This is a genomic window from Micromonospora sp. NPDC023888 (assembly GCF_040639415.1).
GTDB lineage: Bacteria > Actinomycetota > Actinomycetes > Mycobacteriales > Micromonosporaceae > Micromonospora.
Genome location: NZ_JBEZZW010000043.1, coordinates 10,412 through 35,910 on the forward strand (window position 1 = coordinate 10,412; position 25,499 = coordinate 35,910).

Annotated in this window: 22 protein-coding genes; 18 read left to right on the top strand and 4 right to left on the bottom strand. The window is 71.7% G+C overall.

What is annotated here, in order from left to right; translation table 11 throughout:
* Positions 1-340: 340 nt before the first annotated feature.
* Positions 341-3,487 (top strand): isoleucine--tRNA ligase, encoded by a 3,147-nt coding sequence (ileS, locus tag AB0F61_RS28765; protein WP_357815861.1) that lies wholly within the window; start codon positions 341-343, stop codon positions 3,485-3,487.
* 104 nt (positions 3,488-3,591) lie between these two features.
* Positions 3,592-4,281 (top strand): lysophospholipid acyltransferase family protein, encoded by a 690-nt coding sequence (locus AB0F61_RS28770; protein WP_357815864.1) that lies wholly within the window; start codon positions 3,592-3,594, stop codon positions 4,279-4,281.
* A gap of 78 nt (positions 4,282-4,359) precedes the next feature.
* On the opposite strand, the gene AB0F61_RS28775 is transcribed toward AB0F61_RS28770, so the two are convergent.
* Complete coding sequence (locus tag AB0F61_RS28775; RefSeq protein WP_357815867.1) at positions 4,360-5,367, bottom strand: hypothetical protein; 1,008 nt, start codon at positions 5,365-5,367, stop codon at positions 4,360-4,362.
* Between the two features lie 387 nt (positions 5,368-5,754).
* On the opposite strand from AB0F61_RS28775, the gene AB0F61_RS28780 reads away from it, so the two are divergent.
* The 11 genes from AB0F61_RS28780 to AB0F61_RS28830 all read left to right on the top strand — a co-directional run bounded on the left by AB0F61_RS28780 (position 5,755) and on the right by AB0F61_RS28830 (position 18,977).
* Entirely contained in the window at positions 5,755-7,803 is a 2,049-nt protein-coding gene (locus tag AB0F61_RS28780) for a TIGR03960 family B12-binding radical SAM protein (protein ID WP_357815870.1), read from the top strand.
* 244 nt (positions 7,804-8,047) lie between these two features.
* Positions 8,048-8,488, top strand: coding sequence for a hypothetical protein (locus tag AB0F61_RS28785; protein WP_357815873.1), 441 nt, complete (start codon positions 8,048-8,050; stop codon positions 8,486-8,488).
* Positions 8,489-8,498: 10 nt separating this feature from the next.
* Positions 8,499-9,983 (top strand): hypothetical protein, encoded by a 1,485-nt coding sequence (locus tag AB0F61_RS28790; RefSeq protein ID WP_357815876.1) that lies wholly within the window; start codon positions 8,499-8,501, stop codon positions 9,981-9,983.
* A 10-nt stretch (positions 9,984-9,993) separates the two neighbouring features.
* Entirely contained in the window at positions 9,994-11,388 is a 1,395-nt protein-coding gene (gene mycP, locus AB0F61_RS28795; protein WP_357815879.1) for a type VII secretion-associated serine protease mycosin, read from the top strand.
* Between the two features lie 162 nt (positions 11,389-11,550).
* Positions 11,551-12,363 carry a TIGR03936 family radical SAM-associated protein gene (locus AB0F61_RS28800; RefSeq protein ID WP_357815881.1) on the top strand — a complete coding sequence of 271 codons (813 nt, stop codon included), beginning with the start codon at positions 11,551-11,553 and terminating at the stop codon, positions 12,361-12,363.
* A gap of 131 nt (positions 12,364-12,494) precedes the next feature.
* Positions 12,495-15,536: an Rne/Rng family ribonuclease gene (locus tag AB0F61_RS28805; protein ID WP_357815883.1), complete on the top strand. Its 3,042-nt coding sequence runs from the start codon at positions 12,495-12,497 to the stop codon at positions 15,534-15,536.
* Between the two features lie 109 nt (positions 15,537-15,645).
* Positions 15,646-16,137 carry a hypothetical protein gene (locus AB0F61_RS28810; RefSeq protein WP_357815885.1) on the top strand — a complete coding sequence of 164 codons (492 nt, stop codon included), beginning with the start codon at positions 15,646-15,648 and terminating at the stop codon, positions 16,135-16,137.
* Positions 16,138-16,303: 166 nt separating this feature from the next.
* Positions 16,304-16,618 carry a 50S ribosomal protein L21 gene (gene rplU / locus AB0F61_RS28815; RefSeq protein WP_007464063.1) on the top strand — a complete coding sequence of 105 codons (315 nt, stop codon included), beginning with the start codon at positions 16,304-16,306 and terminating at the stop codon, positions 16,616-16,618.
* 11 nt (positions 16,619-16,629) lie between these two features.
* Complete coding sequence (gene rpmA / locus AB0F61_RS28820; protein ID WP_007464062.1) at positions 16,630-16,884, top strand: 50S ribosomal protein L27; 255 nt, start codon at positions 16,630-16,632, stop codon at positions 16,882-16,884.
* A gap of 94 nt (positions 16,885-16,978) precedes the next feature.
* On the top strand, positions 16,979-18,457 hold the full coding sequence (obgE, locus tag AB0F61_RS28825; protein WP_357815887.1) for a GTPase ObgE: 1,479 nt from the start codon (positions 16,979-16,981) through the stop codon (positions 18,455-18,457).
* A 70-nt stretch (positions 18,458-18,527) separates the two neighbouring features.
* Positions 18,528-18,977 carry a GNAT family N-acetyltransferase gene (locus AB0F61_RS28830; RefSeq protein WP_357815890.1) on the top strand — a complete coding sequence of 150 codons (450 nt, stop codon included), beginning with the start codon at positions 18,528-18,530 and terminating at the stop codon, positions 18,975-18,977.
* Positions 18,978-18,992: 15 nt separating this feature from the next.
* Here AB0F61_RS28830 and AB0F61_RS28835 read toward each other — a convergent pair whose 3' ends face one another.
* Positions 18,993-19,652 (bottom strand): DUF6766 family protein, encoded by a 660-nt coding sequence (locus AB0F61_RS28835; protein WP_357815893.1) that lies wholly within the window; start codon positions 19,650-19,652, stop codon positions 18,993-18,995.
* Positions 19,653-19,717: 65 nt separating this feature from the next.
* On the bottom strand, positions 19,718-20,209 hold the full coding sequence (locus AB0F61_RS28840) for a DUF4383 domain-containing protein (RefSeq protein WP_357815896.1): 492 nt from the start codon (positions 20,207-20,209) through the stop codon (positions 19,718-19,720).
* Positions 20,210-20,439: 230 nt separating this feature from the next.
* Here AB0F61_RS28840 and AB0F61_RS28845 point away from each other — a divergent pair, with 230 nt between their 5' ends.
* The 3 genes from AB0F61_RS28845 to AB0F61_RS28855 are packed head-to-tail and all read left to right on the top strand — an operon-like array spanning position 20,440 to position 22,407.
* Positions 20,440-21,261 carry a hypothetical protein gene (locus tag AB0F61_RS28845; RefSeq protein WP_357815898.1) on the top strand — a complete coding sequence of 274 codons (822 nt, stop codon included), beginning with the start codon at positions 20,440-20,442 and terminating at the stop codon, positions 21,259-21,261.
* 31 nt (positions 21,262-21,292) lie between these two features.
* Positions 21,293-21,760, top strand: coding sequence for a phage holin family protein (locus tag AB0F61_RS28850; protein WP_357815901.1), 468 nt, complete (start codon positions 21,293-21,295; stop codon positions 21,758-21,760).
* Positions 21,757-22,407, top strand: a complete 651-nt coding sequence (locus tag AB0F61_RS28855; RefSeq protein WP_357815904.1) for a DUF3618 domain-containing protein — start codon at positions 21,757-21,759, stop codon at positions 22,405-22,407. The genes AB0F61_RS28850 and AB0F61_RS28855 overlap by 4 nt, the downstream gene beginning before the upstream one ends.
* 81 nt (positions 22,408-22,488) lie before the next feature.
* On the opposite strand, the gene AB0F61_RS28860 is transcribed toward AB0F61_RS28855, so the two are convergent.
* Entirely contained in the window at positions 22,489-23,529 is a 1,041-nt protein-coding gene (locus tag AB0F61_RS28860; RefSeq protein ID WP_357815907.1) for a glycosyltransferase family 2 protein, read from the bottom strand.
* A gap of 156 nt (positions 23,530-23,685) precedes the next feature.
* Here AB0F61_RS28860 and AB0F61_RS28865 point away from each other — a divergent pair, with 156 nt between their 5' ends.
* Positions 23,686-24,324: a cyclase gene (locus tag AB0F61_RS28865; protein WP_357815910.1), complete on the top strand. Its 639-nt coding sequence runs from the start codon at positions 23,686-23,688 to the stop codon at positions 24,322-24,324.
* Complete coding sequence (locus AB0F61_RS28870) at positions 24,321-25,490, top strand: zinc-dependent alcohol dehydrogenase (protein ID WP_357815913.1); 1,170 nt, start codon at positions 24,321-24,323, stop codon at positions 25,488-25,490. The genes AB0F61_RS28865 and AB0F61_RS28870 overlap by 4 nt, the downstream gene beginning before the upstream one ends.
* The last annotated feature ends 9 nt before the right edge of the window (positions 25,491-25,499 follow it).

Consider the following 25,499-nt stretch of genomic DNA (forward strand, 5'->3'; position numbering starts at 1 on the left):
CATGAGGTTGACGGGCAGATCCGTGATCCACCCGCCCGTCAACCTCATGATCGACAGGAGAGGACCCGGGGGGAGCGGCGGGCGGGTCGAGTATCGTTGGGCACCGTACGGCGATGACCCGGCTATCACCGGTGAGCCTCCGGAAGAACGGCCGGGCAACCGGCCCAGTAGAACCGGACGGGTGCGGCCCGTCACAGCCGGTAATTGAGCGGGCGGTCGATCCTGACCGTCAAGCGGGGTGGTACCGCGGATCACCCGGAAGCGCCGTCGAGGCGTACCTCCGGGAGGTTCGTCCTCGCAGACCCACGTTGAGTGAGCTGCATGAGGAGAGCGACCCCCGATGGCCTATCCGTTGCACGACCCGACCGCCGCCGGAGTCCCGGCGAGCCCGGACCTGCCCGCGGTCGAGCGCCGGGTGCTGGAGCACTGGACGGCCGACCAGACCTTCGAGGCGTCGGTCGAGGCCCGGCCCGCCGGCGACAACGGTAAGAACGAGTACGTCTTCTACGACGGCCCGCCGTTCGCCAACGGCCTGCCGCACTACGGTCACCTCTTCACCGGGTACGTCAAGGACGTGGTGCCGCGCTACCAGACCATGCGCGGGCGGCACGTCGAGCGGCGCTTCGGCTGGGACTGCCACGGCCTGCCCGCCGAGGTGGTGGCCGAGAAGCAGCTCGGCATCACCAGCAAGGCGGAGATCATCGACCTGGGCGTGGCCCGGTTCAACGAGGCCTGCCGCACCTCGGTGCTGGAGTTCACCCAGGACTGGGAGCGGTACATCAACCGGCAGGCCCGCTGGGTCGACTTCACCAACGACTACAAGACCCTCGACCTGGACTACATGGAAAGCGTCATGTGGGCCTTCAAGACCCTGTACGACAAGGGTCTGATCTACGAGGGCTTCCGGGTGCTGGCGTACTGCTGGCGCTGCGAGACGCCGCTGTCGAACACCGAGACCCGGATGGACGACGTCTACCGGGACCGGCACGACCCCACCCTGTCGGTGTGGTTCGGCCTGACCGCCGACGAGTCCGCCCCGGAGCTGCTGCGCGGGCCGGTCAAGCTGGGCGTCTGGACCACCACGCCGTGGACCCTGCCGTCGAACCTGGCGCTCGCCGTCGGCCCCGACATCGAGTACGCGGTGCTGGAACGCGACGGCGAGCGGTTCGTGGTCGGCGCGGCGCGGCTGGCCGCGTACGGCAAGGAGCTGGACGGCTACGAGCAGGTCGGCACGGTGTACGGCCGGGACCTGGTCGGACGCCGCTACACCCCGCTGTACGACTTCCTCGTCGAGCAGGCCGGCGACAACGCCTACCAGGTGCTCGGCGCGGAGTTCGTCACCACCGAGGACGGCACCGGGATCGTGCACCTCGCCCCGGCCTTCGGTGAGGACGACCAGAACGTCTGCAACGCCGCCGGCATCCCGACCATCGTCACCGTCGACGACCACACCCGCTTCACCGCGCTGGTCCCGCCGTACCAGGGTGAGCAGGTCTTCGACGTCAACAAGCCGGTGATCCGGGAGCTGAAGGACCGGGGGGTGGTGCTCAAGCAGGACACCTACACCCACTCGTACCCGCACTGCTGGCGCTGCGACACCCCGCTCGTCTACAAGGCGGTGTCCTCGTGGTTCGTCGCGGTCACGCAGTTCCGGGACCGGATGGTCGAGCTGAACCAGGAGATCAACTGGACGCCCGGGCACATCAAGGACGGCTCGTTCGGCAAGTGGCTGGCGAACGCCCGGGACTGGTCGATCAGCCGGAACCGGTTCTGGGGCTCACCGATCCCGGCGTGGAAGTCCGACGACCCGAACTACCCGCGCCTGGACGTCTACGGCTCCCTCGCCGACATCGAGCGGGACTTCGGCGTACGCCTGACCGACCTGCACCGGCCGGCGGTGGACGACCTGGTCCGCCCCAACCCGGACGACCCGACCGGCCAGTCGATGATGCGCCGGGTGCCGGAGGTGCTGGACTGCTGGTTCGAGTCCGGGTCGATGCCGTTCGCCCAGGTGCACTACCCGTTCGAGAACGCGGACTGGTTCGAGCACCACTACCCGGGTGACTTCATCGTCGAGTACATCGGGCAGACCCGCGGCTGGTTCTACACGATGCACGTGCTGGCCACCGCGCTGTTCGACCGCCCGGCGTTCCGCAACTGCCTGAGCCACGGCATCCTGCTCGGCTCGGACGGGCGCAAGATGTCCAAGAGCCTGCGCAACTACCCGGACGTCTACCACATCTTCGACGCGTACGGCTCGGACGCGATGCGGTGGATGCTGATGTCCTCGCCGGTGCTGCGCGGCGGCGACATGGCGGTCACCGAGGCGGGCATCCGCGACGCCGTCCGGCAGGTGCTGCTGCCGTTGTGGAACGTGTGGTACTTCTTCACGCTCTACGCCAACGCCGACGGGTACCAGGCGCGGCGGCGCACCGACTCGACGCACCTGCTCGACAGGTACGTGCTGGCGAAGACGAACGAGCTGGTGGCCACGGTCGGCGCGCAGATGGACGCGTACGACATCTCCGGCGCCTGCGCCACCGTCCGGTCCTACCTGGACGCGCTCACCAACTGGTACGTGCGCCGCTCGCGGGACCGGTTCTGGTCCGGGGACAGAGGCGCGTTCGACACGCTCTGGACGGTGCTGGAGACGCTCTGCCGGGTGGTGGCGCCGCTCGCGCCGCTGACCGCTGAGGAGATCTGGCGCGGCCTGACCGGTGAGCGGTCGGTGCACCTGACCGACTGGCCGGAGGCGAGCGAGTTCCCGGCCGACCACGACCTGGTCGCCGCGATGGACGCCACGCGGGCGGTCGCCTCGGCGGCCCTGTCGCTGCGCAAGGCCAAGGGCCTGCGGGTGCGGCTGCCGCTGTCCAAGCTGACCGTGGCCTCGCCGGCGGCGGAGCAGTTGCGCCCGTTCGCCGACCTGGTCACCGACGAGGTGAACGTGAAGGCCGTCGAGTTCAGCGCGGAGCTGTCCGCGTACTGCGAGCAGGTGTTGACGGTGGTGCCCCGGGCGCTCGGTCCGCGGGTCGGCAAGCAGGTGCAGCAGGTGATCAAGGCGGTCAAGGCGGGCGACTGGGAGCTCGTCGACGGCGCCCCGGTGGCCGCCGGCGTCACCCTCGCCGAGGGTGAGTACGAACTGCGGCTGGTCGCCGCCGACGCCGAGAACTCCGCGCCACTGCCGGGCGGGGAGGGTGTGGTGGTGCTGGACACCGATGTCACCCCCGAGTTGGCAGCCGAGGGGCTGGCCCGCGACGTGGTGCGGGTGGTGCAGCAGGCCCGCCGGGACGCCGACCTGGACGTGTCGGACCGGATCGTGGTGTCGGTGTCGGCCTCCGAGGAGGTCCGCGCGGCGGTGGCCGGGTACCTCGACTTCGTGTCCGGGGAGGTGCTGGCGGACTCGGTGGACTTCGCCGAGGGCATCGACGGCTTCGCCGGTGAGGTCGGCGAGGGCGACCGCGTGACGGTCTCCGTCCGCCGGGTGTAGGGACCATCGTCAGGTAGCGGGCGTCGCGCCACCTCCGTCCGGGAGGTGTGCGGGCGTCCGCTACCGTGACACCGCCTGTTCGCACCTGATCTGCCGGAGGACCAGTGCCCCTGCTCTACACCATCGGCAAGCTCGCTGTGGGGCCCACGCTGCGGTTGGCGTTCCGCCCGACCGTCGAGGGGCTGGAAAACGTGCCGAAGAGCGGCGGGGCGATCTTCGCCGGCAATCACCTGTCGGTGGCAGACGAGCTGTTCCTCGGCACGGTCGTGCCCCGGCATCTGGCGTTCTGGGCGAAGTCTGAGTATTTCAAGGGCACCGGTGTGAAGGGTGCGATCTCCAAGTTCGTGCTCACCGGCCTGGGCGCCATCCCGGTGGAGCGGGGTGGCGGTCGGGCCGCGCTGTCCGCGTTCGACGCGGCGATCCCGGTGCTCAAGAACGGTGACCTGGTGGTGGTCTACCCGGAGGGCACCCGCTCGCCGGACGGCCGGCTCTACCGGGGACGGACCGGCACGGTCCGGCTGGCGACCTCGACCGGTGTCCCGGTCATCCCGGTCGGCATGATCGGCACGGACAAGGCGCAGCCGATCGGGGCCCGGTTTCCCCGTCCCGGCGCTGCCGAGATCACCATTCGGTTCGGCAAGCCGATGGACCTGTCCGGCCGGCCGACCGACCGCACCTCGCTGCGGCAGATGACCGACGAGATGATGAGCGAGATCCAGAAGCTCACCGGCCAGGAGTACGTCCCCCGCTACGCCCCGCCGCGCGCCCACCCGGACCCGATCCGCGAAGCCTGATCCCCGCCCGGTCGGGCAGGAGGTCCACCGCCTTCGCGGGGCGGGGGACCCCCGGCCCAACACCTGGTGGGTCGCGGTTCAGGACTTGGGTTGGATGATCTGGGCGCGCAGGGTGTTCAACAGGGCGGCACTGTCGGCGACGGAGAGCCGGGTGAACACCCCGGTGGCGATGCTGCCGTAATCGACGGAGGTGCAGACCACCACGTCACCGCCGTCCGACCGGCCGACCGCGCACCGCTCGTGCCGGCCCCGCACACCGGTGTCCACGCTCTCGGCGGCCTCCAAGGCGTAACGCTCGGTGAGCCGGCTGATCTCGGCCTCCGCGTCCGACTCCGGGCTGAACCGGAAACCCGTGCCGCCGAACACCGTCACCTGCTTGCCACCCGAGGTGGAGTAGACACCGGCGAAGGTGCCCTCGGCCAGCAGGTGCTCCCGGCGTACCTCGTTCTCCAACTGCCGGGCGGCCTCCGTGCTGCGGCTGTCCTGCCGCAGCTTCAGATCGTCCACCTCGGCGGGCAGCGCGGCCTGCACCGGGTACTGGGTTGAGATCGGGAACCCGTAGTAGGCGGGGCAGCCGCAGCAGCAGGCCAGGGTGAGCAGGAGCAGCCAGGGCCACCGGCGACGACGGCGCACCGGCACCGGCACGTACCCCTTGGGGGCCTGCCAACCCGGTGGCGCCGCGGGTGGCGGGGTGGATCGCCGGCCCCGGCGCTGCTTCGGCACGGTGGGCGGCGGCGCGGGCGGCGACGTCGGCCGGGTCGGCATCCTGGGCCCGGTGACCTGCGGTGACCTCGGCGCGGCCGCCGGAGACACCGGGTGCGACCCGACCGGGGGAGCGGGCGGACCGGACCACTGGCGGGTCGCCGGCGGCGTCGGGTGCGGCATCGTCGGGGGCAGCGGGGGCAGCGGGGGCAGCGGGGGCAGCGGCGGCAGTTCGGCGGAGGGCAGGTCCCAGCCGCCGGTGTCCACGCCGGCCCACGGGTCGACGGGTGTCTGGTGCTCCGGCGGCCCCACGGGCAGCGGTGGCGGCGGGGTCGGCTCGGCCGACTCGCCCCAGGCCCGTCGACGCGGCAACGGGGGCGGCACCGGCGCCGAGCCGCTCCACCTGGGCGCGGGGGCCTCCGCGGCGGTGGCGGGCTCGGGCCGATCCGAGGCTGCCGACTGATCCGGAGTCTCGGGCTGCGCCGGAGGCTCCGGCTGGTCTGACGGCTCGGGCTGGTCTGACGGCTCGGGCTGGTCCGACGGTTCCGACGGTTCCGGTTTGTCTGACGGTTCCGGCTGGTCCGACGGTACGGGCGGGGAGGCCGGCTGATCGGCGGCCGCCGGATCCCGGTCCGGCTCCGCGCCCGGGGTGGTCCCGTCGGCCGGCCGTGCTCCCGGCTGGGGCTCGGGCATCGCGGCAATCTCCTCTCGCGCCGGTCCGAGGTTAGTACCGCGTCGCCACCGCCGGGCGGGCGCGTACCCTTGGGCATCATGAGTGCCCCGTCCACGACGCCGCGCGCGGCCGCGACCAACTCTCGCGACGACTCCAGCTCGGCGCCCCTGACGCCGAGCCGTTCCCTGGAGCCGTCCGTCTGGTCCCAGCTCGAGCCGCTGCTGCCCCAGGTTTCCAAGCCCATCCAGTACGTCGGGGGCGAGCTGGGCGCGGTGCGGAAGGACTGGGCCGCCGCGACAGTGCGCTGGGCGCTGATGTACCCCGACGCGTACGAGGTGGGCCTGCCCAACCAGGGCGTGCAGATCCTCTACGAGGTGCTCAACGAGCTGCCCGACACCCTCGCCGAGCGGACGTACGCGGTCTGGCCGGACCTGGAGAACCTGATGCGCACGCACGGCGTGCCGCAGTTCACCGTCGACGCGCACCGGGCGGTGCGCGACTTCGACGTGTTCGGCATCTCCTTCTCCACCGAGCTGGGCTACACCAACATGCTCACCGCGATCGACCTGGCCGGCATTCCGATGCTGGCCGCCGACCGCACGGACGCCGACCCGGTGATCGTGGCCGGCGGGCACGCCGCGTTCAACCCGGAGCCGATCGCCGACTTCATCGACGCCGCCGTGCTCGGCGACGGCGAGGAGGCCGTCCTGGAGATCACCGCGATCGTCCGGGAGTGGAAGGCCGAGGGCTCCCCGGGCGGCCGCGACGAGCTGCTGCTGCGGCTGGCACGCACCGAGAGCGTCTACGTGCCGCGTTTCTACGACGTCGACTACCTCCCGGACGGGCGCATCCAGCGGGTCGTGCCGAACCGGGCGGACGTGCCGTTCCGGGTGCACAAGCGCACGACGATGGACCTGGACGCCTGGCCGTACCCGAAGAAGCCCCTCGTGCCGCTGGCCGAGACGGTGCACGAGCGGTACGCGGTGGAGATCTTCCGAGGCTGCACCCGGGGCTGCCGGTTCTGCCAGGCGGGCATGATCACCCGCCCGGTGCGGGAGCGGTCGATCACCACGGTCGGGCAGATGGTCCGCGACGGCCTGGAGTTCTCCGGCTTCAACGAGGTGGGCCTGCTGTCGCTCTCCTCGGCCGACCACTCCGAGATCGGCGACATGTGCTCGGGCCTCGCCCAGCAGTACGAGGGCACCAACGTGTCGCTGTCGCTGCCGTCGACCCGCGTGGACGCCTTCAACATCGACCTCGCCCAGGAGCTGTCCCGCAACGGGCGGCGGACCGGCCTGACCTTCGCCCCGGAGGGCGGGTCGGAGCGGATCCGCAAGGTCATCAACAAGATGGTGACGAAGGAAGACCTGATCCGCACCGTCGTCACCGCGTACACCAACGGCTGGCGGCAGGTGAAGCTCTACTTCATGTGCGGCCTGCCCACCGAGACCGACGAGGACGTCCTCGAGATCGCGGAGATGGCCCACGAGGTGATCAGGGCCGGTCGGGCCGCCACCGGTTCCAAGGACATCCGCTGCACCGTCTCGATCGGCGGCTTCGTGCCCAAGCCGCACACCCCGTTCCAGTGGGCCTCGATGGAGCGCCCGGAGGTCATCGACCACCGGCTCAAGATCCTCAAGCAGGCCATCAACTCGGACCGGTCGCTGGGTCGGGCCATCGGCTACCGCTACCACGACGGCGAGCCGTCGCTCATCGAAGGGCTGCTCTCCCGGGGCGACCGCCGGGTCGGGTCGGTGATCCGCAAGGTCTGGGAGAACGGCGGCCGGTTCGACGGTTGGAGCGAGCACTTCTCCTACCAGCGCTGGGTGGACGCGGCGGCCGAGACGCTTCCCGCGTTCGGGGTCGACCTCGACTGGTACACCACCCGGCAGCGCGAGGAGCTTGAGGTCCTGCCCTGGGACCACCTCGACTCGGGCCTGGACAAGGACTGGCTCTGGCAGGACTGGCAGGACTCGGTGAGCGAGTTCGAGCAGGACGACTGCCGGTGGACGCCCTGCTTCGACTGCGGCGTCTGCCCCTCGATGGACACCGAGATCCAGATCGGCCCGACCGGCAAGAAGCTGCTGCCGCTCACCCCGTTGGGCGGCAACGGTATGAAGGTCCCGGCCGCCGACCACCAGGCCTGACCGCCCGGCGCGGGGCAGCGCCCCGCGGCGGTGCCCACTACTCTCCACACTCGACACGTCACCCGGCGGGCCCGCGTTCTCGCGGGCCCGTCGGCACGTGTCGGGCTCCACACCAGGACCGCCTCGCCATCGACGAGAGCCGGCGCGACATGGCGGCGACCGGGGCTGCCCCGACGTGGTCAGACTCGATACGCTGCGTCTGACATGGACCGACCCGGCGGGTCGGGAACGGGGGAGGAAGCTCATGGGGACCATCCCGCCGCCGAACATCGGCGATCTGCACGTCAGCGTGGAGGACCTGGACGCCGCGGCGGCGTATGTCGATCGACTGAAGCAGTACGTCGACGACACCATCAGCTATGAGATGGAACGCATCAAGGAGCGGATGAAGGGCGACAGCAACAACGCCCAGACCGTCCCTGGCGGCACGCCCTTCGGCGCGTACGAGGACGCCCGCATGCAGTGGCAGGCGCTCACCAAGTCCACCGGCAACATGGAGACGCACCTCCAGACGCTCTCCCAGAAACTCGCCGCGCTGAAGGAGGGCACCGAGGAGATCGCCAAGGCGTTCCGGGACACCGAGGCACGCAACGCCGCCAACGGCAAGGAGATCGAGCGGCTGCTCGAATCGGCGGCTCCGCCGCCCCCTGCCGGCGGCACGCCCACCTACCCGTACACGGCCTGAGGGGGACGTCATGGCTGGAGGAACCTGGGAGCGGTGCGTCCGCGAGGTCACGCTCTCCGCCGACCCGGAGACGGTCGGTTCGGTCGGAGCGGGCTGGAGCAACCTCTCCAGCGGTCTGCAACAACTCCGGGACGCGCTCGTCGGCCGGTCGTTCGTCGGCCCGATCGCGACCGGCCAGGAACGCCCGCACGTCGGCGGCCTGCCCGGGATGCTCGCCGGCTGGAAGGGCAGCGGTGGTGACGCCTACCGCGAGCACCTGGGCCAGATCGGCAAGCAGGTGGAGGAACTGATCACCGACGCGACGAACGTCAGCGGCGCGTTGACGCGGATCGAGAAGGACATCCGCACGGCTGTCGCCTCGATCCCGGTCCCGCTGATGGACGACTTCGGCATCAACGAGTGGAGCCTGCCCAACGGCACCGAACTCGACGACGCCCGCGACGGCGAGAGCGCGTCGGGCTTCCTCGCCGCGCTGCGCAAGGACTACCAGAGCAACCCCGGTTCGTACGCCGACGGCGCGTTCCGCGACAAGGCCGACGACCTGGAGGCGACCATGAAGGTCGACGGCCAGGCGGGTGACCAGAAGCGGGGCGGTTGGTGGGACACCAAGTCGCACCTGGACAACTGGTACCGGGACAACCAGCAGGCGGCCACCGCCGCGATGTCGCCGCTGCCCCAGGCGGTCTACACCGAGCGTCCCAAGCTCACCGTCGCCGGGCCGGACACGCAAGATCTCCGGGACGACATCCGTCGTGACCCCCGGGTTCCGCCGAGCGGGCGGCCCGACATCGGTGGTGGCGACTTCGGCGGGAAGCCCGACATCGGTGGTGGCGGCCCCTCGATCGGCAGTAGGCCACCGAGTCTCGGTGGTGGGGGCGGCCCCACGTCCACTGTCGACCCGTTCTCCCCGACCGGTTCCGGCGGGATCGGCGGTGGCCCGTCCTCCGGCGGCACCGGCGGGCTCACGCCCCCACCGACCGGGTCCGGTTATCCGGGCTACCCGGAGGGCGACGACAGCTACAGCAGTGGTCTGGCTGGTGCCAGCCCCAGCGGCATCGGTGGCGCCGGTCTCGGCAGCGCCGGTCTGGGCGGCGCCGGTCTGGGCGGCGCCGGCGGTGGTTTCGGGGGTGGGGCCGGTGTCGGCTCGGCCGGCGGGGTCGGCGCGGGCGGCGGCCTGGGCGCGGGCGGCGGCATCGGCGTGGGCGGCATCCCCGGCATGGTGGGTGGCGGCAACGGAAAGGTGCCGCCGATGACGAGCGCGGCCAACGCGCTGCGTACCGCCGCGGGTGCTGGCGCGGGCGGCGCCGGGATGGCGGGCGGCGCGCGTGGGGGCGCGGGCCTGGGAGGCGCCGGAATGGCGGGCGGCATGATGGGCGGCGCGGGCGGCGCCGGGCACGGTGCCGGCGGCAGCGGCTCCGAGCACTCGTCGTGGTTGACCGAGGATGACGATCCGTGGGGTCCTGGTGACGGGGCGTCGCCGGGTGTCCTGCGGTGAGGATGGGCGGATGAGAGTGAATGTCGGAAGCCTCCGACCGGTGATCGCCTGTCTGCTGGCGGGGTTCCTGGTGGTGGGGGCCGCCCAGCCGGCGGCCGCCGCGCCCCGGCGGGCCGAGCAGTGGTATCTGGACGAGCTCCGGATCGAGCAGGTGCACACGATCTCGACCGGGCAGGGCGTGGTCGTGGCCGTGCTCGACAGCGGTGTCGAGGCCAGCCACCCGGATCTGCGCGGCCAGGTGCTTCCCGGTGGTCGCAGCTACGGCGCCTCCGGAGACGGTCGGGCCGACGAGAACGGCCACGGCACGCACATGGCCGGCATCATCGCGGCGAAGAGCGGTGGTCGCGACGGGGTGGACGGCATCGCCCCCGGCGTGAAGATCCTGCCGATCAAGATGCGCAAGGGCAGCGGGACCTACAGCGACGCGGCGATCGCCCTCGGCATCCGGATGGCAGTCGACGGTGGCGCCAAGGTGATCAACTTGTCCGTCGGTGGGCCGGGCGCTGCCAGCGCCGACGAGGAGAGCGCGATCAAGTACGCGTTGGACCACGACGTCGTCCTGGTGGCCTCCGCTGGCAACACCGCCAAGGGCGATGTCGGCGTGGTGAATCCGGCAAACACCCCCGGTGTGATCGCGGTGACCGGGACGACCAAGGGTGGCTCGTTCTGGTCCGGCTCGGTCCAGGGGCCCGAGGCGGTGGTCGCCGCTCCGGGCGATGGCATCTACAACGCCACAAACGAGGGCGGCTACGGCTGGGGTGACGGGACCTCCGACTCCACCGCTATCGTCTCCGCTCTGGCCGCGCTGATCCGGGCGAAATATCCGGACCTCAGCGGTCCGAACGTGATAAACCGGATCATCCGGACCGCCCGGGACGCCGGCCCGGCTGGCCGAGATCCGCAGTACGGCTTCGGAGTGATCGACCCGATGAAGGCGCTGACCGCCGACGTACCGTCGGTCACCGCCAACCCGCTGCTCGGCCCGTCGGCGACGACCGCTTCGGACCCGGTCATCACCGGCGGGGATCCGGAGGAGGAGTTCGACCTCAGCCAGCACGGCGATCGCGGCGGCCCCACCGACCAGCAGGTCATGGTCGTGGTCATCGGCATCGCCGTGGTGCTGGTGCTGCTGCTGGCGCTGGCGGTGTTCCTCATCTGGAACCGCCGACGGTACCGGCGGGAGGCGGCCCGGGCCGCCGCCGACATCCCGGACGAGGCGCTGGACCGGATGATCTCCGGCACCCATCCGGCACCGGACGCGGGTTACGTCCCGCCTCCCGGCTACCCGCAGCCACCCGGGTACGCCCCGTCGCCCGGCTACCCCCCGCCGCCCCCCGGGTACGGCCCTCCGGGTGGGTACGGCCCTCCGGGCGGGGCGCCACCCGTCCCGCCGCAGGAGCGGTAACCGGTCCTGATCGTGTGATGGCCGGCTGGTGACCCTTCGGGGCGCCAGCCGGCCATCAGGCTTCCCGGGCGGGTGGGTTACGGCCCACCCGGTCGGCCTGCACCCGCCTGTCGGGACGATCCGGCCGCCCCGGCTGCACACCGTCGCTGGCGCTGAGCCAGGATGGTCGGACACGCAGGTACACCCGAGGAGCCCACGATCGCCAAGAAGCCTCAACCCGAGGGCGGCCAGGCACCGGTCGTCCAGCGCGTCCGCATCCGGTACGCCAAGCGCGGACCACTGCGGTTCACCTCGCACCGGGACTTCGCCCGGGCGTTCGAGCGCGCGCTGCGCCGGGCCGCTGTGCCGATCGCCTTCTCCCAGGGTTTCCACCCGCACCCGAAGATCTCCTATGCCAGCGCCGCGCCCACCGGGGTGGCGAGCGAGGCGGAGTACCTGGAGATCGCTCTCCAGGCAGCGGTCGACCCGGAGCAACTGCGGGCCGCGTTGGACGCCGCGCTCTCGCCGGGGCTGGACGTCCTGGACGCCGTGATCGCCGAGGGGGGCAACCTCCCGGACCGGATCGAGGCGTCGCACTGGCGCATCGAGTTGCCCGAGGTCGAGACGACGGTGCTCCGCACCGCGGTGGACGCCTTCCTCGCGGCGGACGAGGTGCTGGTGGAGCGGATGACCAAGCAGGGTCGACGCACCTTCGACGCCCGCGCCGCGGTGATATCGGTCGATGTCCTCGCGCCAACGCCGACGCCTTCCGGGGCGCCGGCCGTACCGTGTGCGATACTCGAACTGGTCGTGCGGCAGGTCACCCCGTCCGTACGGCCCGATGACGTCCTTTCCGGCCTCCGCGTGGTGGCCGACCTGGAGCCGCCGGTTTCGCCGAGGGTGACCCGGCTGGCTCAGGGCACGTTGACCGCGCAGGGTGCGATCGTGGATCCGTTGGATGCGGACCGCGACGGGGCAGCCATCGTTGGGCACTGACCGACGGTCCGTGCTCTGGCAGGCAGACTTCGGCGGTCGCGCACCACGCGCGCCCGGCGGAAACACTTTTGCGGCGACCCTGCGTGGCAGCGCTCACCCGCGCCCGGGGTAGCCAGAACTGGAGAACGTCCATGCTCGAGAACGAGCCCGAGGGCGGCGAACGGACCGGTTCACAGCCGGCCGGGGACACCGCCGACCAGAGCACCACGGCCGACGGCGCCGCCGTCGCGCCTCCCACCACGGCCGTCGGTTCGGCTTCGGTGGAGCCGGACGGCGCGCAGAGCGCCGAGCCCACCACACCGGTACGGCGCACCCGGACGACCCGGCGTCGCGCCGCCCCGCTCAGCCAGCCGGAGCAGACCGACGCGCCGGCCGAGGCGTCCACCAGCGAGGCCGCCAGCGCCGAGTCGCCGCAGGCGGAGGTCTTCGCCCCGATCTCCGGCGACCAGGACGTCGCGCCCAAGACCCCCCGGCGCCGTCGCAAGGCCACCCCCGTCGAGACGACCGCCGAGGAGCCGCTTGTCGCGTCCTCCGCGGAGGCGGCCCCGACCGACGTGGTCCCGCCGGTCAAGGTGACCCGTACCCGGCGCAAGAAGGCCACCCCGGCGGCCGTCGAGGAGCCGCCCGCGGTCGAGGAGCCGCCCGCCGACGAGCCGGTCGCGGCCGAGGAGCCGGCGGCCTCCGACCTGCGCGAGGCCGAGGCCGAGCTGAACGACACCCGGAGCGTGACCGCCGCCGAGTCGCCCTGGAGCAGCGCCGGTGAGGTGTCACCAGGTGTCGCCGTTTCCGGTGTGACAGCTGAGCCGATTGAGCCGGCCGAGGTCGAGCCGGAGCAGCCGCGTACCCGTCGTGGGCGGGCCGCGCTCTCCGCGCCCACCGTGCTGTTCATGGCCCCCCAGCCGGACGCCGTGCCGGTCACCCGGCCGGTCGAGCCCGCTCCCGTCGCCGAGGAACCGGCGGTCGAGGAGGCCGCCGAGCCGTCCCGCCGCCGTCGGCGTGGTCGCCGCGAGGTCGAGCCGGTGGAGCCGGTCGAGGCGATCGAGGCCGAGGAGGAGCCGACCGAGGAGGCCGACGAGGCCGCCGAGGCGGATGAGGACGACGAGGACAGCGCCGCCGCGCGCCGCCGCCGCCGGCGTGGTCGCCGCGGCCGGGGCCGGGGCAAGGGCGGGGCCGACGACGCCGAGGACGAGGAGTCCGAGGAGGCGGCGCAGGCCGACGAGGAAGAGACCGCCGAGGTCGAGGCCGAGGGTGACGAGGACGAGGAGGCCGAGGGCGGGGACGGCTTGACCCGTCGCCGCAGGCGTCGTCGTCGCCGGGGCGCAGGCGACACGGAGGGCGCCGCCGACGACGGCGTACCGACCGTGGTCAAGATCCGCGAGCCGCGCCGGACCGTCGACGAGGTGCAGGGCGTGTCCGGTTCGACCCGGCTGGAGGCCAAGCGCCAGCGCCGCCGGGACGGCCGGGAGCAGCGGCGTACCCGACCGCCGATTCTCAGCGAGTCGGAGTTCCTGGCGCGCCGGGAGGCCGTCGATCGGGTGATGGCGGTCCGCCAGCGCGGTGACCGCACCCAGATCGCCGTCTTGGAGGACGGGGTGCTCGTCGAGCACTACGTCACCCGCAACTCCTCCGGCACCATGGCCGGCAACGTGTACCTGGGCAAGGTGCAGAACGTGCTGCCGAGCATGGAGGCGGCGTTCGTCGACGTCGGCCGGGGTCGCAACGCGGTGCTGTACGCCGGCGAGGTCAACTGGGACACGTCCGGTCTGGAAGGGCGGGCCCGCTCGATCGAGCAGGCGCTGCGCTCCGGCGACTCGGTGCTGGTCCAGGTCACCAAGGACCCGATCGGGCACAAGGGCGCTCGGCTGACCAGCCACATCGCGCTCTCCGGCCGGCACCTGGTCTACGTGCCGAACGGCAACGCCTCCGGCATCAGCCGGAAGTTGCCGGACAACGAGCGCAAGCGTCTGCGTGACGTGCTCAAGAAGCTGGTCCCGGACGGCGCGGGCGTGATCGTCCGGACGGCCGCCGAGGGCGCCAGCGAGGACGAGCTGGCCCGCGACGTCAAGCGTCTGCAGGCGCAGTGGGAGGACATCCAGGCCAAGGCGGCCGAGGGTGGCGCTCCGGCGCTGCTCTACGGGGAGCCGGACCTGGTCATCCGCGTGGTCCGGGACCTGTTCAACGAGGACTTCCGCGAGCTGGTGATCGAGGGCGAGCAGTCGTACGACGTGGTCGAGTCGTACCTGTCGCACGTCTCACCGGATCTGGTCGACCGGGTACGCCGGCACGTCGGCACGAGTGACGTCTTCGCCGAGTACCGGATCGACGAGCAGATCATCAAGGGCCTGGACCGCAAGGTCTTCCTGCCCTCCGGTGGCTCGCTGGTGATCGACCGCACCGAGGCGATGACCGTGGTGGACGTCAACACCGGTAAGTACACCGGCTCCGGGGGCAACCTGGAGGAGACCGTCACCCGTAACAACCTGGAGGCGGCGGAGGAGATCGTCCGCCAGCTCCGGCTGCGGGACATCGGCGGCATCGTGGTGATCGACTTCATCGACATGGTGCTCGAGTCGAACCGTGAGCTGGTGCTGCGCCGGCTCACCGAGTGCCTGGGCCGCGACCGCACCAAGCACCAGGTCACCGAGATCACCTCGCTCGGCCTGGTGCAGATGACCCGTAAGCGGATCGGCGCGGGCCTGCTCGAGGCGTTCAGCGAGACCTGCGAGTGCTGCAAGGGTCGGGGCGTCATCATGCACACCGAGCCGGTGCCGGAGAAGGCGCGCGCCGCCGGTGCCGGGGAGAAGGTCAAGGCGGTCGCCTCGTCGGTGGCCGCCGCTCCGGCCGCCGAGCAGGGCACCGCGTCGTCCCGCCGCCGGGCACGCAAGAACGCCCCGGCCGAGCGGGCCGTGGTCGAGGTCGTCGACACCGACACCAGCGCCGAGCCGGACGCCGACTACCAGGACACCATGGGCTACGACCTGTCCCGCTACGAGTCGGACACCGCCGCCGCGCCGGCGGTCTCCGACAGTCAGCAGGGGGAGTCGGCTCGGCTGGCCGCGGCGGACGACCCGGACGCGCTCGCCGACGGTGAGGGCGACGAGGACAGCGCCGAGGGTGGCGCCGGTCGTCGCCGGTCCCGCCGGGGTGGTGCCCGCCGGCGGACGCGCCCCTGACCGGCCAAGTGTTTGACGAGGTCCCTTCCCCGGCAAAGTGACGGGGGAGGGACCTCGTCGTTGCGGCCACCTCGGTCCAGGATCGGTCGTCCCGGGTCAGGAGAAGAAGATGCGTCGTCTGCTCGCCGTCACCGCGCTTGTCACAGTGCTCTTCGACGTGGCCGGCTGCTCCGCCGACCGGCCGGAGGGCGTGGGGTCCGGTCCGGTCGGCGTGACCACCGGTGGCCCGACCTCCGGGCCGAGCGGCATTCCGGCAAGTGGTGCCGCGGCGGGCGACGCCACGCAGGTCTGTGCCGCCGCCCAGCAGGCAAGCACCACCGCCGTCCGGACGTACGTGGCAGAGCTGGGCCGGATGGTCGCGGCGGTGGGCGCCGGGGACAGCGGCACGGCCGAGGCCGCCCGTGGGCGGGCCGAGGGGGCTCTGCACGGCTGGCGCACCGAGCTGCGGGAGCAGTCGGAGCGGGCCACCGATCCGCAGCTCAAGACTCTGCTCACCGACCTCGGCACCGAGGTGGCCGCGCTCAGCGTCGACGTCGAGTCGATCGACGAGACTGAGCTGGACCGGCTCCAGCAGCGCCTCGACCAGCTCTGCGCGCGCTGACCAGGGCGGGCCGGTTTGGGGTCCGGGCCGGCAATGGCGTACTCTTGCCTGCGGCCCACCTTTGGTGTGCCGAGTTCCCGTGTGCCCGCGCCGCCGTGCACTGCTACCCGGCGAGCCGCCGCGGGGACGACCGCCAGCAGCCTCAACGACAGGGAGTCCGCCTCCGATGTACGCGATCGTCAAGACCGGCGGCAAGCAGTACAAGGTCGCCGAGGGCGACGTGATCGAGGTCGAGAAGCTCACCGGTGCCCCCGGTGACGCGGTGAAGCTCACCGCGGTGCTCCTCGTCGACGGTGACGACCTGGTGACCGACGCGGCGAAGCTTGCCGAGGTCGCGGTGTCCGGCGAAATCGCCGCGCACACCAAGGGCCCGAAGATCCGGATCCACAAGTTCAAGAACAAGACCGGCTACCACAAGCGCCAGGGTCACCGCCAGCCGTTGACCCAGGTCAAGGTGACCGGCATCTCCAGCGGGAAGTAGGTCGTCCTCCAATGGCTCACAAAAAGGGTGCGTCCAGCTCGCGTAACGGTCGTGACTCCGCGGCCCAGCGACTCGGCGTGAAGCGCTTCGGTGGTCAGGTCGTCAGCGCCGGTGAGATCATCATCCGGCAGCGTGGCACCAAGTTCCACCCCGGTGACCTGGTCGGCCGTGGCGGCGACGACACGCTGTTCGCGCTGTCGGCCGGTGCGGTCCTGTTCGGCACCAAGCGCGGTCGTAAGACCGTCAGCATCGTTCCGCAGCAGTAGTTCTCGAGCCAAGCGGGCCGCGGACCTACGGGTCCCGGCCCGTTTGGCTTTTTTTCGAAGTGCGGGGTTGGACCTCGCTGGAAGGATTGACGCCGTGGCAACGTTCGTTGACCGGGTCGTTCTGCATCTGCAGGCCGGCGATGGTGGGCACGGTTGTGTCTCGATCCACCGCGAGAAGTTCAAGCCCTTCGGCGGGCCGGACGGCGGTAACGGCGGGCACGGCGGCAGCGTGTCCCTGGTCGTCGACCCGCAGGTCACCACCCTGCTCGACTTCCACTTCCACCCGCACGTCAAGGCCGACAACGGCAAGGGCGGCGCCGGGTCGAACCGGGACGGGGCCAACGGCCGCACCCTGGTGCTGAAGGTGCCCAACGGCACCGTGGTGCAGACCACCGACGGCACCGTGCTGGCCGACATGGTCGGCGCCGGCACCACCTTCGAGGTGGCTCGCGGCGGGCGCGGCGGGCGGGGCAACGCGTCGCTCGCCAACGCCAAGCGCAAGGCGCCGGGCTTCGCCGAGCTGGGCGAGCCCGGTGACCAGCTCGACATCGTGCTGGAGCTGAAGAGCGTCGCCGACGTGGGCCTGGTGGGCTTCCCGTCGGCCGGCAAGTCGTCGCTGATCTCGGTGATCTCCGCCGCGAAGCCGAAGATCGCCGACTACCCGTTCACCACCCTCGTGCCCAACCTCGGCGTGGTCCGGATGGACAACCACACCTTCACCGTCGCCGACGTGCCGGGCCTGATCCCCGGCGCGGCCACCGGCAAGGGGCTGGGTCTGGAGTTCCTGCGGCACATCGAGCGTTGCGCCGTGCTGGTGCACGTCATCGACTCGGCGACCCTGGAGCCCGGCCGTGACCCGGTCGCCGACATCGACGCCATCGAGGCCGAGCTGAGCCAGTACGGCGGGCTGGCCGACCGGCCACGGCTGGTCGCCGTGAACAAGGTCGACGTGCCGGACGGTCGGGACCTCGCCGAGATCGTGCGCCCCGACCTGGAGGAGCGCGGCTACCGGGTGTTCGAGGTCTCTGCGGCCACCCGGGAGGGGCTCAAGGAGCTGACCTACGCGATGGCCGAGCTGGTCGAGGCGGAGCGCAAGGCCGCGCCGCCCGCCGAGCCGACCCGGATCGTGATCCGTCCGATCGCCGTGGACGACGACGGCTTCACCATCACCGCCGAGGTGGACGGCTCGTTCACCGTTCGCGGTGTCCGACCCGAGCGCTGGGTCAAGCAGACCAACTTCGACAACGACGAGGCGGTCGGCTACCTCGCTGACCGGCTGGCCCGGCTCGGGGTGGAGGACAAGCTCGCCAAGGCCGGCGCGGAGCCCGGTGACCTGGTCCGGATCGGTGAGCGCGAGTTCGACTGGAAGCCGACGCTCTACGCCGGCGTGGACTTCGTACCCGGCAACCGGGGCACCGACGTCCGCTTGGAGGAGAAGTCGAACCGGCTCTCCGCGGCCGACCGGCTCGCTGCCCGCAAGGCCCGCCGGGTGCGATCGGCGGACGAGGTGGGCGCGGACTCGTCCGACGACCTCGACGATCTCGACGATGACAACGATGACGACGCCGAGTAGTCCGTTGCGCTCCGTGATCGGGTTGATTTCCGGAAACCTTCGCGAAATCCACCCGTCCTAGCGTGGGGTGATGCTGATCGAGTCTCGGCCCGTCATCGATCCGGAGATCGCCGCTTTGGTCATCGCGCAGCAGCGTGAGCTGCGTGCGGCCGATGGTGGGTTGGATGGGCAGGTGTTCGTCCCCCACGACGACGTTCGCTACCTGGCGGCGGTGGTGCACGGTCGGGCGGTCGCCTGCGGCGGTCTCCAGGCGCTCGATGCCGACACCGGCGAGATCAAGCGGATGTACGTCCGGCCTGCCTACCGGGGGCGGGGCATCGCCCGTCAACTGCTTGCCGCACTTGAGGAGTGCGCGTTCCGGCAGGGGCACTCGATGGTCTGCCTGGAGACGGGCACCTACCTGCCGGCCGCGATCGGGCTGTACACCTCGTCTGGCTACGACCAGATCCCGGTCTACGGCGAGTACGTGGGCAACCCGTACAGCGTCTGTTTCGCCAAGCGACTGCCGGTCGCGGCCTGACGGCCGTGCCGCCGCTCACCCGCCGGTGCTGGCGTGCGCGACGGTCACCGGCTTCGACTCGGGTGAGGCGTGCTGGCGCAGGACGATGCTCAGCAGGATGAGCGCTCCGACGGCGAGGAACTCGCTCTGCCAGTTCTGCATGGACTGGAACCAGAAGTCGCTGGTGCCGAGGAACTCCCACACGCCGATCGGCGGTGCGCCACTCTGTAGCGCCTGCTCCTGGTTGTACGCGGCGGTGCCACCGAGCAGGTGACCGACGAACGAACCGGCGAAGATCAGGAGCAGCGCGAGGGAGAGGCTGTTGCGGTAGATCACCAGGGGCAGGCCGCCGGCGCGCACCGGCCAGGGTGACTCCGGGGTGGCCCGACGCTCGTCGTCCTTCGGCCGGTCGGTCTGTTCCACCGGCTTCGACTCGGCCGAGCCCCGCTGCACCAGGTACGCGGTGAGCAGGACGTACCCGCCCATCTGGAGGAACTCCGACTCCCAGTTCTCGAAGACCGACTCGATGAAGTGCCCGCTGCTCAGGTACGCCGGCCAGGTCAGCGGGGCGGCCCCGAACTCGGTCAGCTCCTCGTTGTGGGTCTGCCAGCCGAAGACGCTCTGCAACAGCAGGAAGATCAGGAACGCCCCCAGCATGGCGGCGGTCAGGGCGTTGTTGCGTAGCCAACGAGGCATGTCCGCACCTCCTTCACCTGTCGACTACCCCGGTGGTCGTGACCGGGAAACCCCAAAGCTCCGGGTCAGTGCCGTTCGGCCGGGTTGTCCAGGCGCCCGCCGGTGCCCGCCTGGTTCGACAGCAGCAGCCCGAGCGCGAGCATCCCGAAGCCGAGTGCGAGGTGCAGCCAGTTGTCGGCGTTGTTCACCGGCAGGATGTTCGCCCCGCTCTCGGTGTCGACCGCCTCGATGGCCAGGCCGTACAGCCAGAGCGCCAGATAGCTCGCCCCACCGGCGGCCAGGAACACGCGGGCGCCCGCGACGCTGCGGGCCAGCGCCAGGCCCGCCAGCCCGTAGAGCAGGTGCAGCGCGTTGTGCAGGATCGACACCTGGAACAGCCCGAGCAGTCGCGCGTCGGAGTGGTGTCCGGCGAATCTCAGCTCGCCGTAGTCGGTGGTGATACCGGGGACGAAGCCGAGAACGCCGATCAGCAGGAAGACCCCGGCCACCACCAGCGCGGCCACCTGGACCCGGGGTCGGGGGCCCGCCCGTCGGCCACCTCGCACGTCTCGTGCCATCGCTGCCCCCTCCGTGGCTCTGCCGGCCCTCGCGAACCGCACTGTCCGCAGCGGCGACATGACGCAGCCCGACGATCCTCCATTTTGAAGTCGATCCAACCGGCCGCGCAGAGAAATGCACGAAGAAGTATGGAAGCCGAAACCGAGGGTAGGTGAATGGTCAGCGGTCGCGGCAACGCACCGCATCCCCCCAGCACAACCGCTACGACTTTCTGAGCGGAAGGGAAATCATGTCTTACGATCTTTCACCTACGTCTTCCACGTACGGGCAGCAGTCGACGAACGGCGGTGGCGTTCGCGACCAGGTGCGCCAGGTCGGTTCCGAGGCCGCGCAGGCTGGCGGCGCGGTCGCCCAGACCGCGAAGGAGCAGGGCGCCGAGGTCGGCCGCGAGGCGGCCCGGCAGGCCCGCAACCTGTACGGCGAGGCCCGCACCCAGCTCACCGGCCAGGCCGGTGAGCAGCAGCGCCGCGCTGCCGGTGGCCTGCGTTCGCTGGCCGACGAGATGCGTTCGATGGCCGAGCAGGGCGGTCAGGCCGGCCCGGTGACCGAGCTGGCCCGTCAGGCCGCCGACCGGGTGCACGGCGTCGCCGGCTGGCTCGAGCAGCGTGAGCCCGGCGACCTGATCACCGAGGTACGCGACTACGCGCGGCGCAATCCCGGCACCTTCCTGGTCGGCGCGGCGGTTCTCGGTGTGTTGGCCGGCCGGCTGACCCGAAGTGTCTCCGCCGCTGGTGACGGCTCCGGCAACGGATCCTCGACCTACCGGGGCGCGGGGGCGTACGACCCGGAGCAGACCGCTGTCATCCCGACGCAGCCGCCGGCACCCGGCGCCGTGTCGGACGCCGTCCCGCCAAGCGGCTACCTCGACCCGACCCCCGGCACGCACACCGACCCGACGTCCGGCGGCTACGCGGAGCCGACGTCCGGCGGCTACGCCGACCCCAGCCGGGACGGCTACCCGCAGCACTCCGGCACGGGACAGCCGCTGCCGCCGGTGCAGCAGACCGACCCGCTGCCGGGCGTCCCGTCCAGCGGCACCCCCCGCCCGTGAGCCGCCGAGTCATCCGAAGGGAGGCGACGGCATGACCACGCCGACGCAGGGGTCCGGCCTGGGCTCCGGATACCACCCCGACGCGGGTGCCCCGCACACCGCGGCGGAGGTGAAGGGCAGCTCCATCGGTGAGCTGATGCGCCAGGTGACAAGTGACCTGTCGACGCTCATGCGTCAGGAGGTCGAGCTGGCCAAGGCCGAGATCCGCCAGGAGGGCAGGAAGGCCGGCAAGGCCGCTGGGCTCTTCGGCGGGGCCGGCTTCGGCGGCTACATGGTGGCGCTCTTCGTGTCCATCGCCGTGTGGCAGTTCCTGGACAACGTCATGGACTCCGGCCTGGCCGCACTGATCGTGGCCGTCGTCTGGGCCGTCATCGGCGGGGTCCTCTACTCCATGGCGAAGAAGAACGCGCAGCACGTACGCGGGCTCAAGCAGACGAACGACAGCGTGCAGCGGATCCCCGACGCGCTCAAGCCGCACCCGGAGGGAGTCACCCGATGAGCACCGATCCCGATCAGATCCGCCGGGAGATCGAAGCCACCCGTAACAGCCTCAGCTCCGATGTGGACGCGCTGGCGTACAAGGTCAGCCCCAGCCGCATCGTCGACGACCGCAAGCAGCGGGCCCGTTCCGCTCTGCAGAATGTGAGGGAGAAGGTCATGGGAACCGCGTCTGACCTCGGTCACGGCACCGGCCAGGCGGCCCACTCGGTGGGCGACCGCGCCTCGTCGGCGGCCTCCAGCGTCAGCGACGCCGCGCAGTCGGCGGCGACCACTGTCAGCGACGCCGCGCACAGCGCGCCGCGGGTGATCCGGCAGAAGTCCCAGGGCAATCCTCTCGCCGCCGGTCTGATCGCGTTCGGGGTCGGCTGGCTGGCCTCGTCGCTGATCCCCGCCTCCCGCCGCGAGCAGCAGGCCGCGACCCAGCTCAAGGAGCGGGTCGGCGAGCACAGCGGTGCGGTGAAGGAGAAGCTGGGCGAGGTGGCCAGCGAGCTCAAGGAGGAGCTGCGCGAGCCCGCCCAGCACGCCGCCGAGTCGGTGAGGTCCACCGCCCAGGACGCCGTGCACGCGGTCAAGGACGACAGCAGGTCGGCCGCGCATGACGTCAAGGACCAGGCCCAGCAGGCCCGGCACCAGGTCAACTCCTGAGCCCACCGCAGTCCCGACAGCTCGCGGCCACCTCGGTGACCGCGAGCTGTCGCGTTCCCCGCCCGCGAGCGTGGGGTGCGGTCAGTGGTGGCGGCGTCGCAGGGCGCGGATCGGGTGGGCGGCCCGGCGGATGCGGGTGTCGCCGTAGCGGACACCGCCGAACAGGAACCGCTGGGCGACCGCGAGCCAGCCGCACACGCCGCGCTCCAGCAGCCAGACCGGAGCCGCCAGCGCCGTTGCCGCAGGGAAGACCGCCGTGCCGCCGGCGCGACGGCGACCCACCTCGGCGAGGGCCACGGTGCCGGCCGCCGCGCCGAGCACCAGCGTGGGCCGGCGGGCCGCGACCGCCGCGGCCAGTGCCGGCAGGACCGCGAGCGCGGTCAGCAGGCGGGCCGGCTGGGCCAGATCGTCGTACGCCTGACGGACCCGTTGACCGCGGAAGTGCGCGGCGTCCGGAGGGAGCCGGCGTACGTAGAGCCAGGCCGGAGCCGCCTCGGTGCCGTCGTTCGCGCGCAGGGTGCGGATCAGCTCCAGGTTCTCGAAGAGCACGTCCGGGTCGTAGCCGCCCATGGTGAGGAAGGTGCTGCGCCGCACCGCGAGGGTGCCGGGGTAGTCCGCGCCGAGCGCCCGGTTGAGCAGCGTCCGGCCGGTGTCCCACCAGGCGTGCCAGGGCAGCGGGTCGAAGTAGTTCTGCGGTCGCACCAGATCGACCCGGCCCAGCAGCCGGTGCACGGCGGTCAGCCCGGTCTCGTCGTACCGGACGTCGTCGTCGGCGATCACCACGTGCTCGTGGCCTGCCGCGCGTACGCCGGTGCGTACGCCGAGCACCTTGCCGTTGAGCCCGTTGGCGGTGGCGTCGGGCGGGAGGTGCCGGACCAGGCCTCGCCAGGCGTCCGCGTGCCGCGCGAACGAATCCGGTGCCGAGCCGTCGACCACGATCACCTCGACCCGGTCGGCCAGCCACCGCAGGTAACCGGTCAACTCGGCCAGGCCCGTGTCGGTGTGCCAGCGCAGCGGCAGCACGTACGTCATCGGCAGGTGGACCGGCGACGCGCCGGCGCGGTCGACGCCCCACCGGCGCGCGGCGCGCCGGGCGTCACCGGGTGGGCTGAACAAGGACATCGACGTGCCTCCTCGTCGGGACAGCGATGAACCGGTGGCCGAGCAGCACCTGCCCGGATTCCCGCCGATCAAACGGACCTGTTTCGGCCGCCGGCCGCCGGGTAGCGCTGCCGGTAAGAGCTGTCCATCCCCGGATGTCCGGGTGGAGGAGACGAGATGACGAACAACGGAGCGAGATGGGCGGTGCTGGGGGTCACCGCTGTCACGGCGGGCGGTGTGGGGCGGGCGGTGGCTCGCCGCCGGCACCGGCATCAGCCGGAGCGGCAGGACGGCTGGTACGTGGTGCGGCGCGGCGTGACGGTGGACCGGTCCCGGGACGGGGTGATCGGCTTCTGGACCGACCGGGAACGGCTGGACCGGGCGCTGGCCGGGTGGGCCACCCTGGAGCAGCTCGACGACCGGCGCTGGCGGTGCGTGGCCCGCGACCGGGCCGGCGGCGACACGGAGTGGCGCGCGGAGATCACCGTCGACGGGCCGGGCACGCTGCGGTGGCGGGTCGAGGACGGGCCGGCGCCGCAGGAGGGGCGGATCGAGCTGGTCGACGCCCCCCAGGGCCGGGGCACCGAGATCCGGGCCGAGCTGCGGTACCGCTCGGGCCCGGTGCGCCGGGTGTTCGGGCTGATCGGCGGCGACGACCCCGATCTGGCGCTGCGGGACGCCCTGCGACGGGTGAAGGCGCTCGTCGAGTGCGGCCAGGTGATCGACACCCGGAACGACCCGTCCGGCCGTAGCCCGAGGCAGGAGAGGGCGACCGACAAGGTCCGGGAGAAGTTGATGACGGGAGGACGGGCGTGAGGGCACTGTGCTGGGAAGGCGTCGGCAAGCTGGCGGTGCGGGACGTGCCGGAGCCTACGATCCGCGCCGAGGGGGACATCATCGTCCGGGTCCGGGCCAGCAGTGTCTGTGGCTCCGACCTGCATCTGATCAACGGGTACCTGCCGGCCATGCGGGAGGGGGACATCCTCGGCCACGAGTTCATGGGCGAGGTGGTGGAGACCGGGCCCGGCGTACGGCAGCACAAGGTCGGTGACCGGGTGGTGGTCGGCTCGGTGGTCGCCTGCGGTGGTTGCTGGTACTGCCGGACCGAGCAGTACTCGCTCTGCGACAACTCCAACCCCCAGCCGGTGTTCACCGAGAAGTTGTGGGGGCACTCGCCGGCCGGCATCCTCGGCTACTCGCATGCCGCCGGCGGTTACTCCGGATCGCACGCGGAGTACATCCGGGTGCCGTTCGGCGACATCGGCGCGTTCGGGGTGCCTGACGGGGTGCCGGACGACTCGGTGGTGTTCGCCTCCGACGCGATGCCCACCGGCTGGATGGCTGCGGACTTCTGCGGGCTCACCGGTGGCGAGGTGGTCGCCGTCTGGGGTGCCGGCGGCGTCGGTCAGATGGCGGCCCGGTCGGCGCAACTCCTCGGCGCCGAGCGGGTCATCATGATCGACCGGTTCCCGGACCGGCTCGCCACCGCCGCCGAGCGGGTCGGCGTCGAGACGATCAACTACGCCGAGACCGACGTGCTGGAGGCGCTGCGGGAGCTGACCGCCGGGCGCGGGCCGGACGCCTGCATCGAGGCCGTCGGCATGGAGTCGCACGACGTCGGGCCGACCTACGCGTACGACCGGGCGAAGCAGTCGGCGCGGTTGCAGACCGACCGCCCGACCTCGGTCCGCCAGGCGATCATGGCGTGCCGCAAGGGTGGCACGGTGAGCATCGTCGGCGTGTACGCCGGTCTGGTCGACAAGTTCCCGCTCGGCGCGGCCATGAACAAGGCCCTGGTGCTGCGGATGGGGCAGATGCACGCGCAGCGCTACATCCGGATGCTGCTCGACCGGCTCGCCGCCGGCGAGATCGACCCCGGCTACCTGGCCACCCACCCGATCTCCCTGGAACAGGGCGCACACGGCTACGAGCTGTTCGAGAAGAAGCAGGACGGCTGTCTGCGCAGCGTCCTGCACCCCTGACCCGCCGAG

Bases quoted from the DNA above. Each gene is read 5' to 3' on its own strand.
- ileS (WP_357815861.1), top strand. From the start codon at position 341: ATGGCCTATCCGTTGCACGACCCGACCGCCGCCGGAGTCCCGGCGAGC.
- AB0F61_RS28780 (WP_357815870.1), top strand. From the start codon at position 5,755: ATGAGTGCCCCGTCCACGACGCCGCGCGCGGCCGCGACCAACTCTCGC.
- AB0F61_RS28785 (WP_357815873.1), top strand. From the start codon at position 8,048: ATGGGGACCATCCCGCCGCCGAACATCGGCGATCTGCACGTCAGCGTG.
- AB0F61_RS28790 (WP_357815876.1), top strand. From the start codon at position 8,499: ATGGCTGGAGGAACCTGGGAGCGGTGCGTCCGCGAGGTCACGCTCTCC.
- mycP (WP_357815879.1), top strand. From the start codon at position 9,994: ATGAGAGTGAATGTCGGAAGCCTCCGACCGGTGATCGCCTGTCTGCTG.
- AB0F61_RS28800 (WP_357815881.1), top strand. From the start codon at position 11,551: ATGGTCGGACACGCAGGTACACCCGAGGAGCCCACGATCGCCAAGAAG.
- AB0F61_RS28805 (WP_357815883.1), top strand. From the start codon at position 12,495: ATGCTCGAGAACGAGCCCGAGGGCGGCGAACGGACCGGTTCACAGCCG.
- AB0F61_RS28810 (WP_357815885.1), top strand. From the start codon at position 15,646: ATGCGTCGTCTGCTCGCCGTCACCGCGCTTGTCACAGTGCTCTTCGAC.
- rplU (WP_007464063.1), top strand. From the start codon at position 16,304: ATGTACGCGATCGTCAAGACCGGCGGCAAGCAGTACAAGGTCGCCGAG.
- rpmA (WP_007464062.1), top strand. From the start codon at position 16,630: ATGGCTCACAAAAAGGGTGCGTCCAGCTCGCGTAACGGTCGTGACTCC.
- AB0F61_RS28830 (WP_357815890.1), top strand. From the start codon at position 18,528: ATGCTGATCGAGTCTCGGCCCGTCATCGATCCGGAGATCGCCGCTTTG.
- AB0F61_RS28835 (WP_357815893.1), bottom strand. From the start codon at position 19,652: ATGCCTCGTTGGCTACGCAACAACGCCCTGACCGCCGCCATGCTGGGG.
- AB0F61_RS28840 (WP_357815896.1), bottom strand. From the start codon at position 20,209: ATGGCACGAGACGTGCGAGGTGGCCGACGGGCGGGCCCCCGACCCCGG.
- AB0F61_RS28845 (WP_357815898.1), top strand. From the start codon at position 20,440: ATGTCTTACGATCTTTCACCTACGTCTTCCACGTACGGGCAGCAGTCG.
- AB0F61_RS28850 (WP_357815901.1), top strand. From the start codon at position 21,293: ATGACCACGCCGACGCAGGGGTCCGGCCTGGGCTCCGGATACCACCCC.
- AB0F61_RS28855 (WP_357815904.1), top strand. From the start codon at position 21,757: ATGAGCACCGATCCCGATCAGATCCGCCGGGAGATCGAAGCCACCCGT.
- AB0F61_RS28860 (WP_357815907.1), bottom strand. From the start codon at position 23,529: ATGTCCTTGTTCAGCCCACCCGGTGACGCCCGGCGCGCCGCGCGCCGG.
- AB0F61_RS28865 (WP_357815910.1), top strand. From the start codon at position 23,686: ATGACGAACAACGGAGCGAGATGGGCGGTGCTGGGGGTCACCGCTGTC.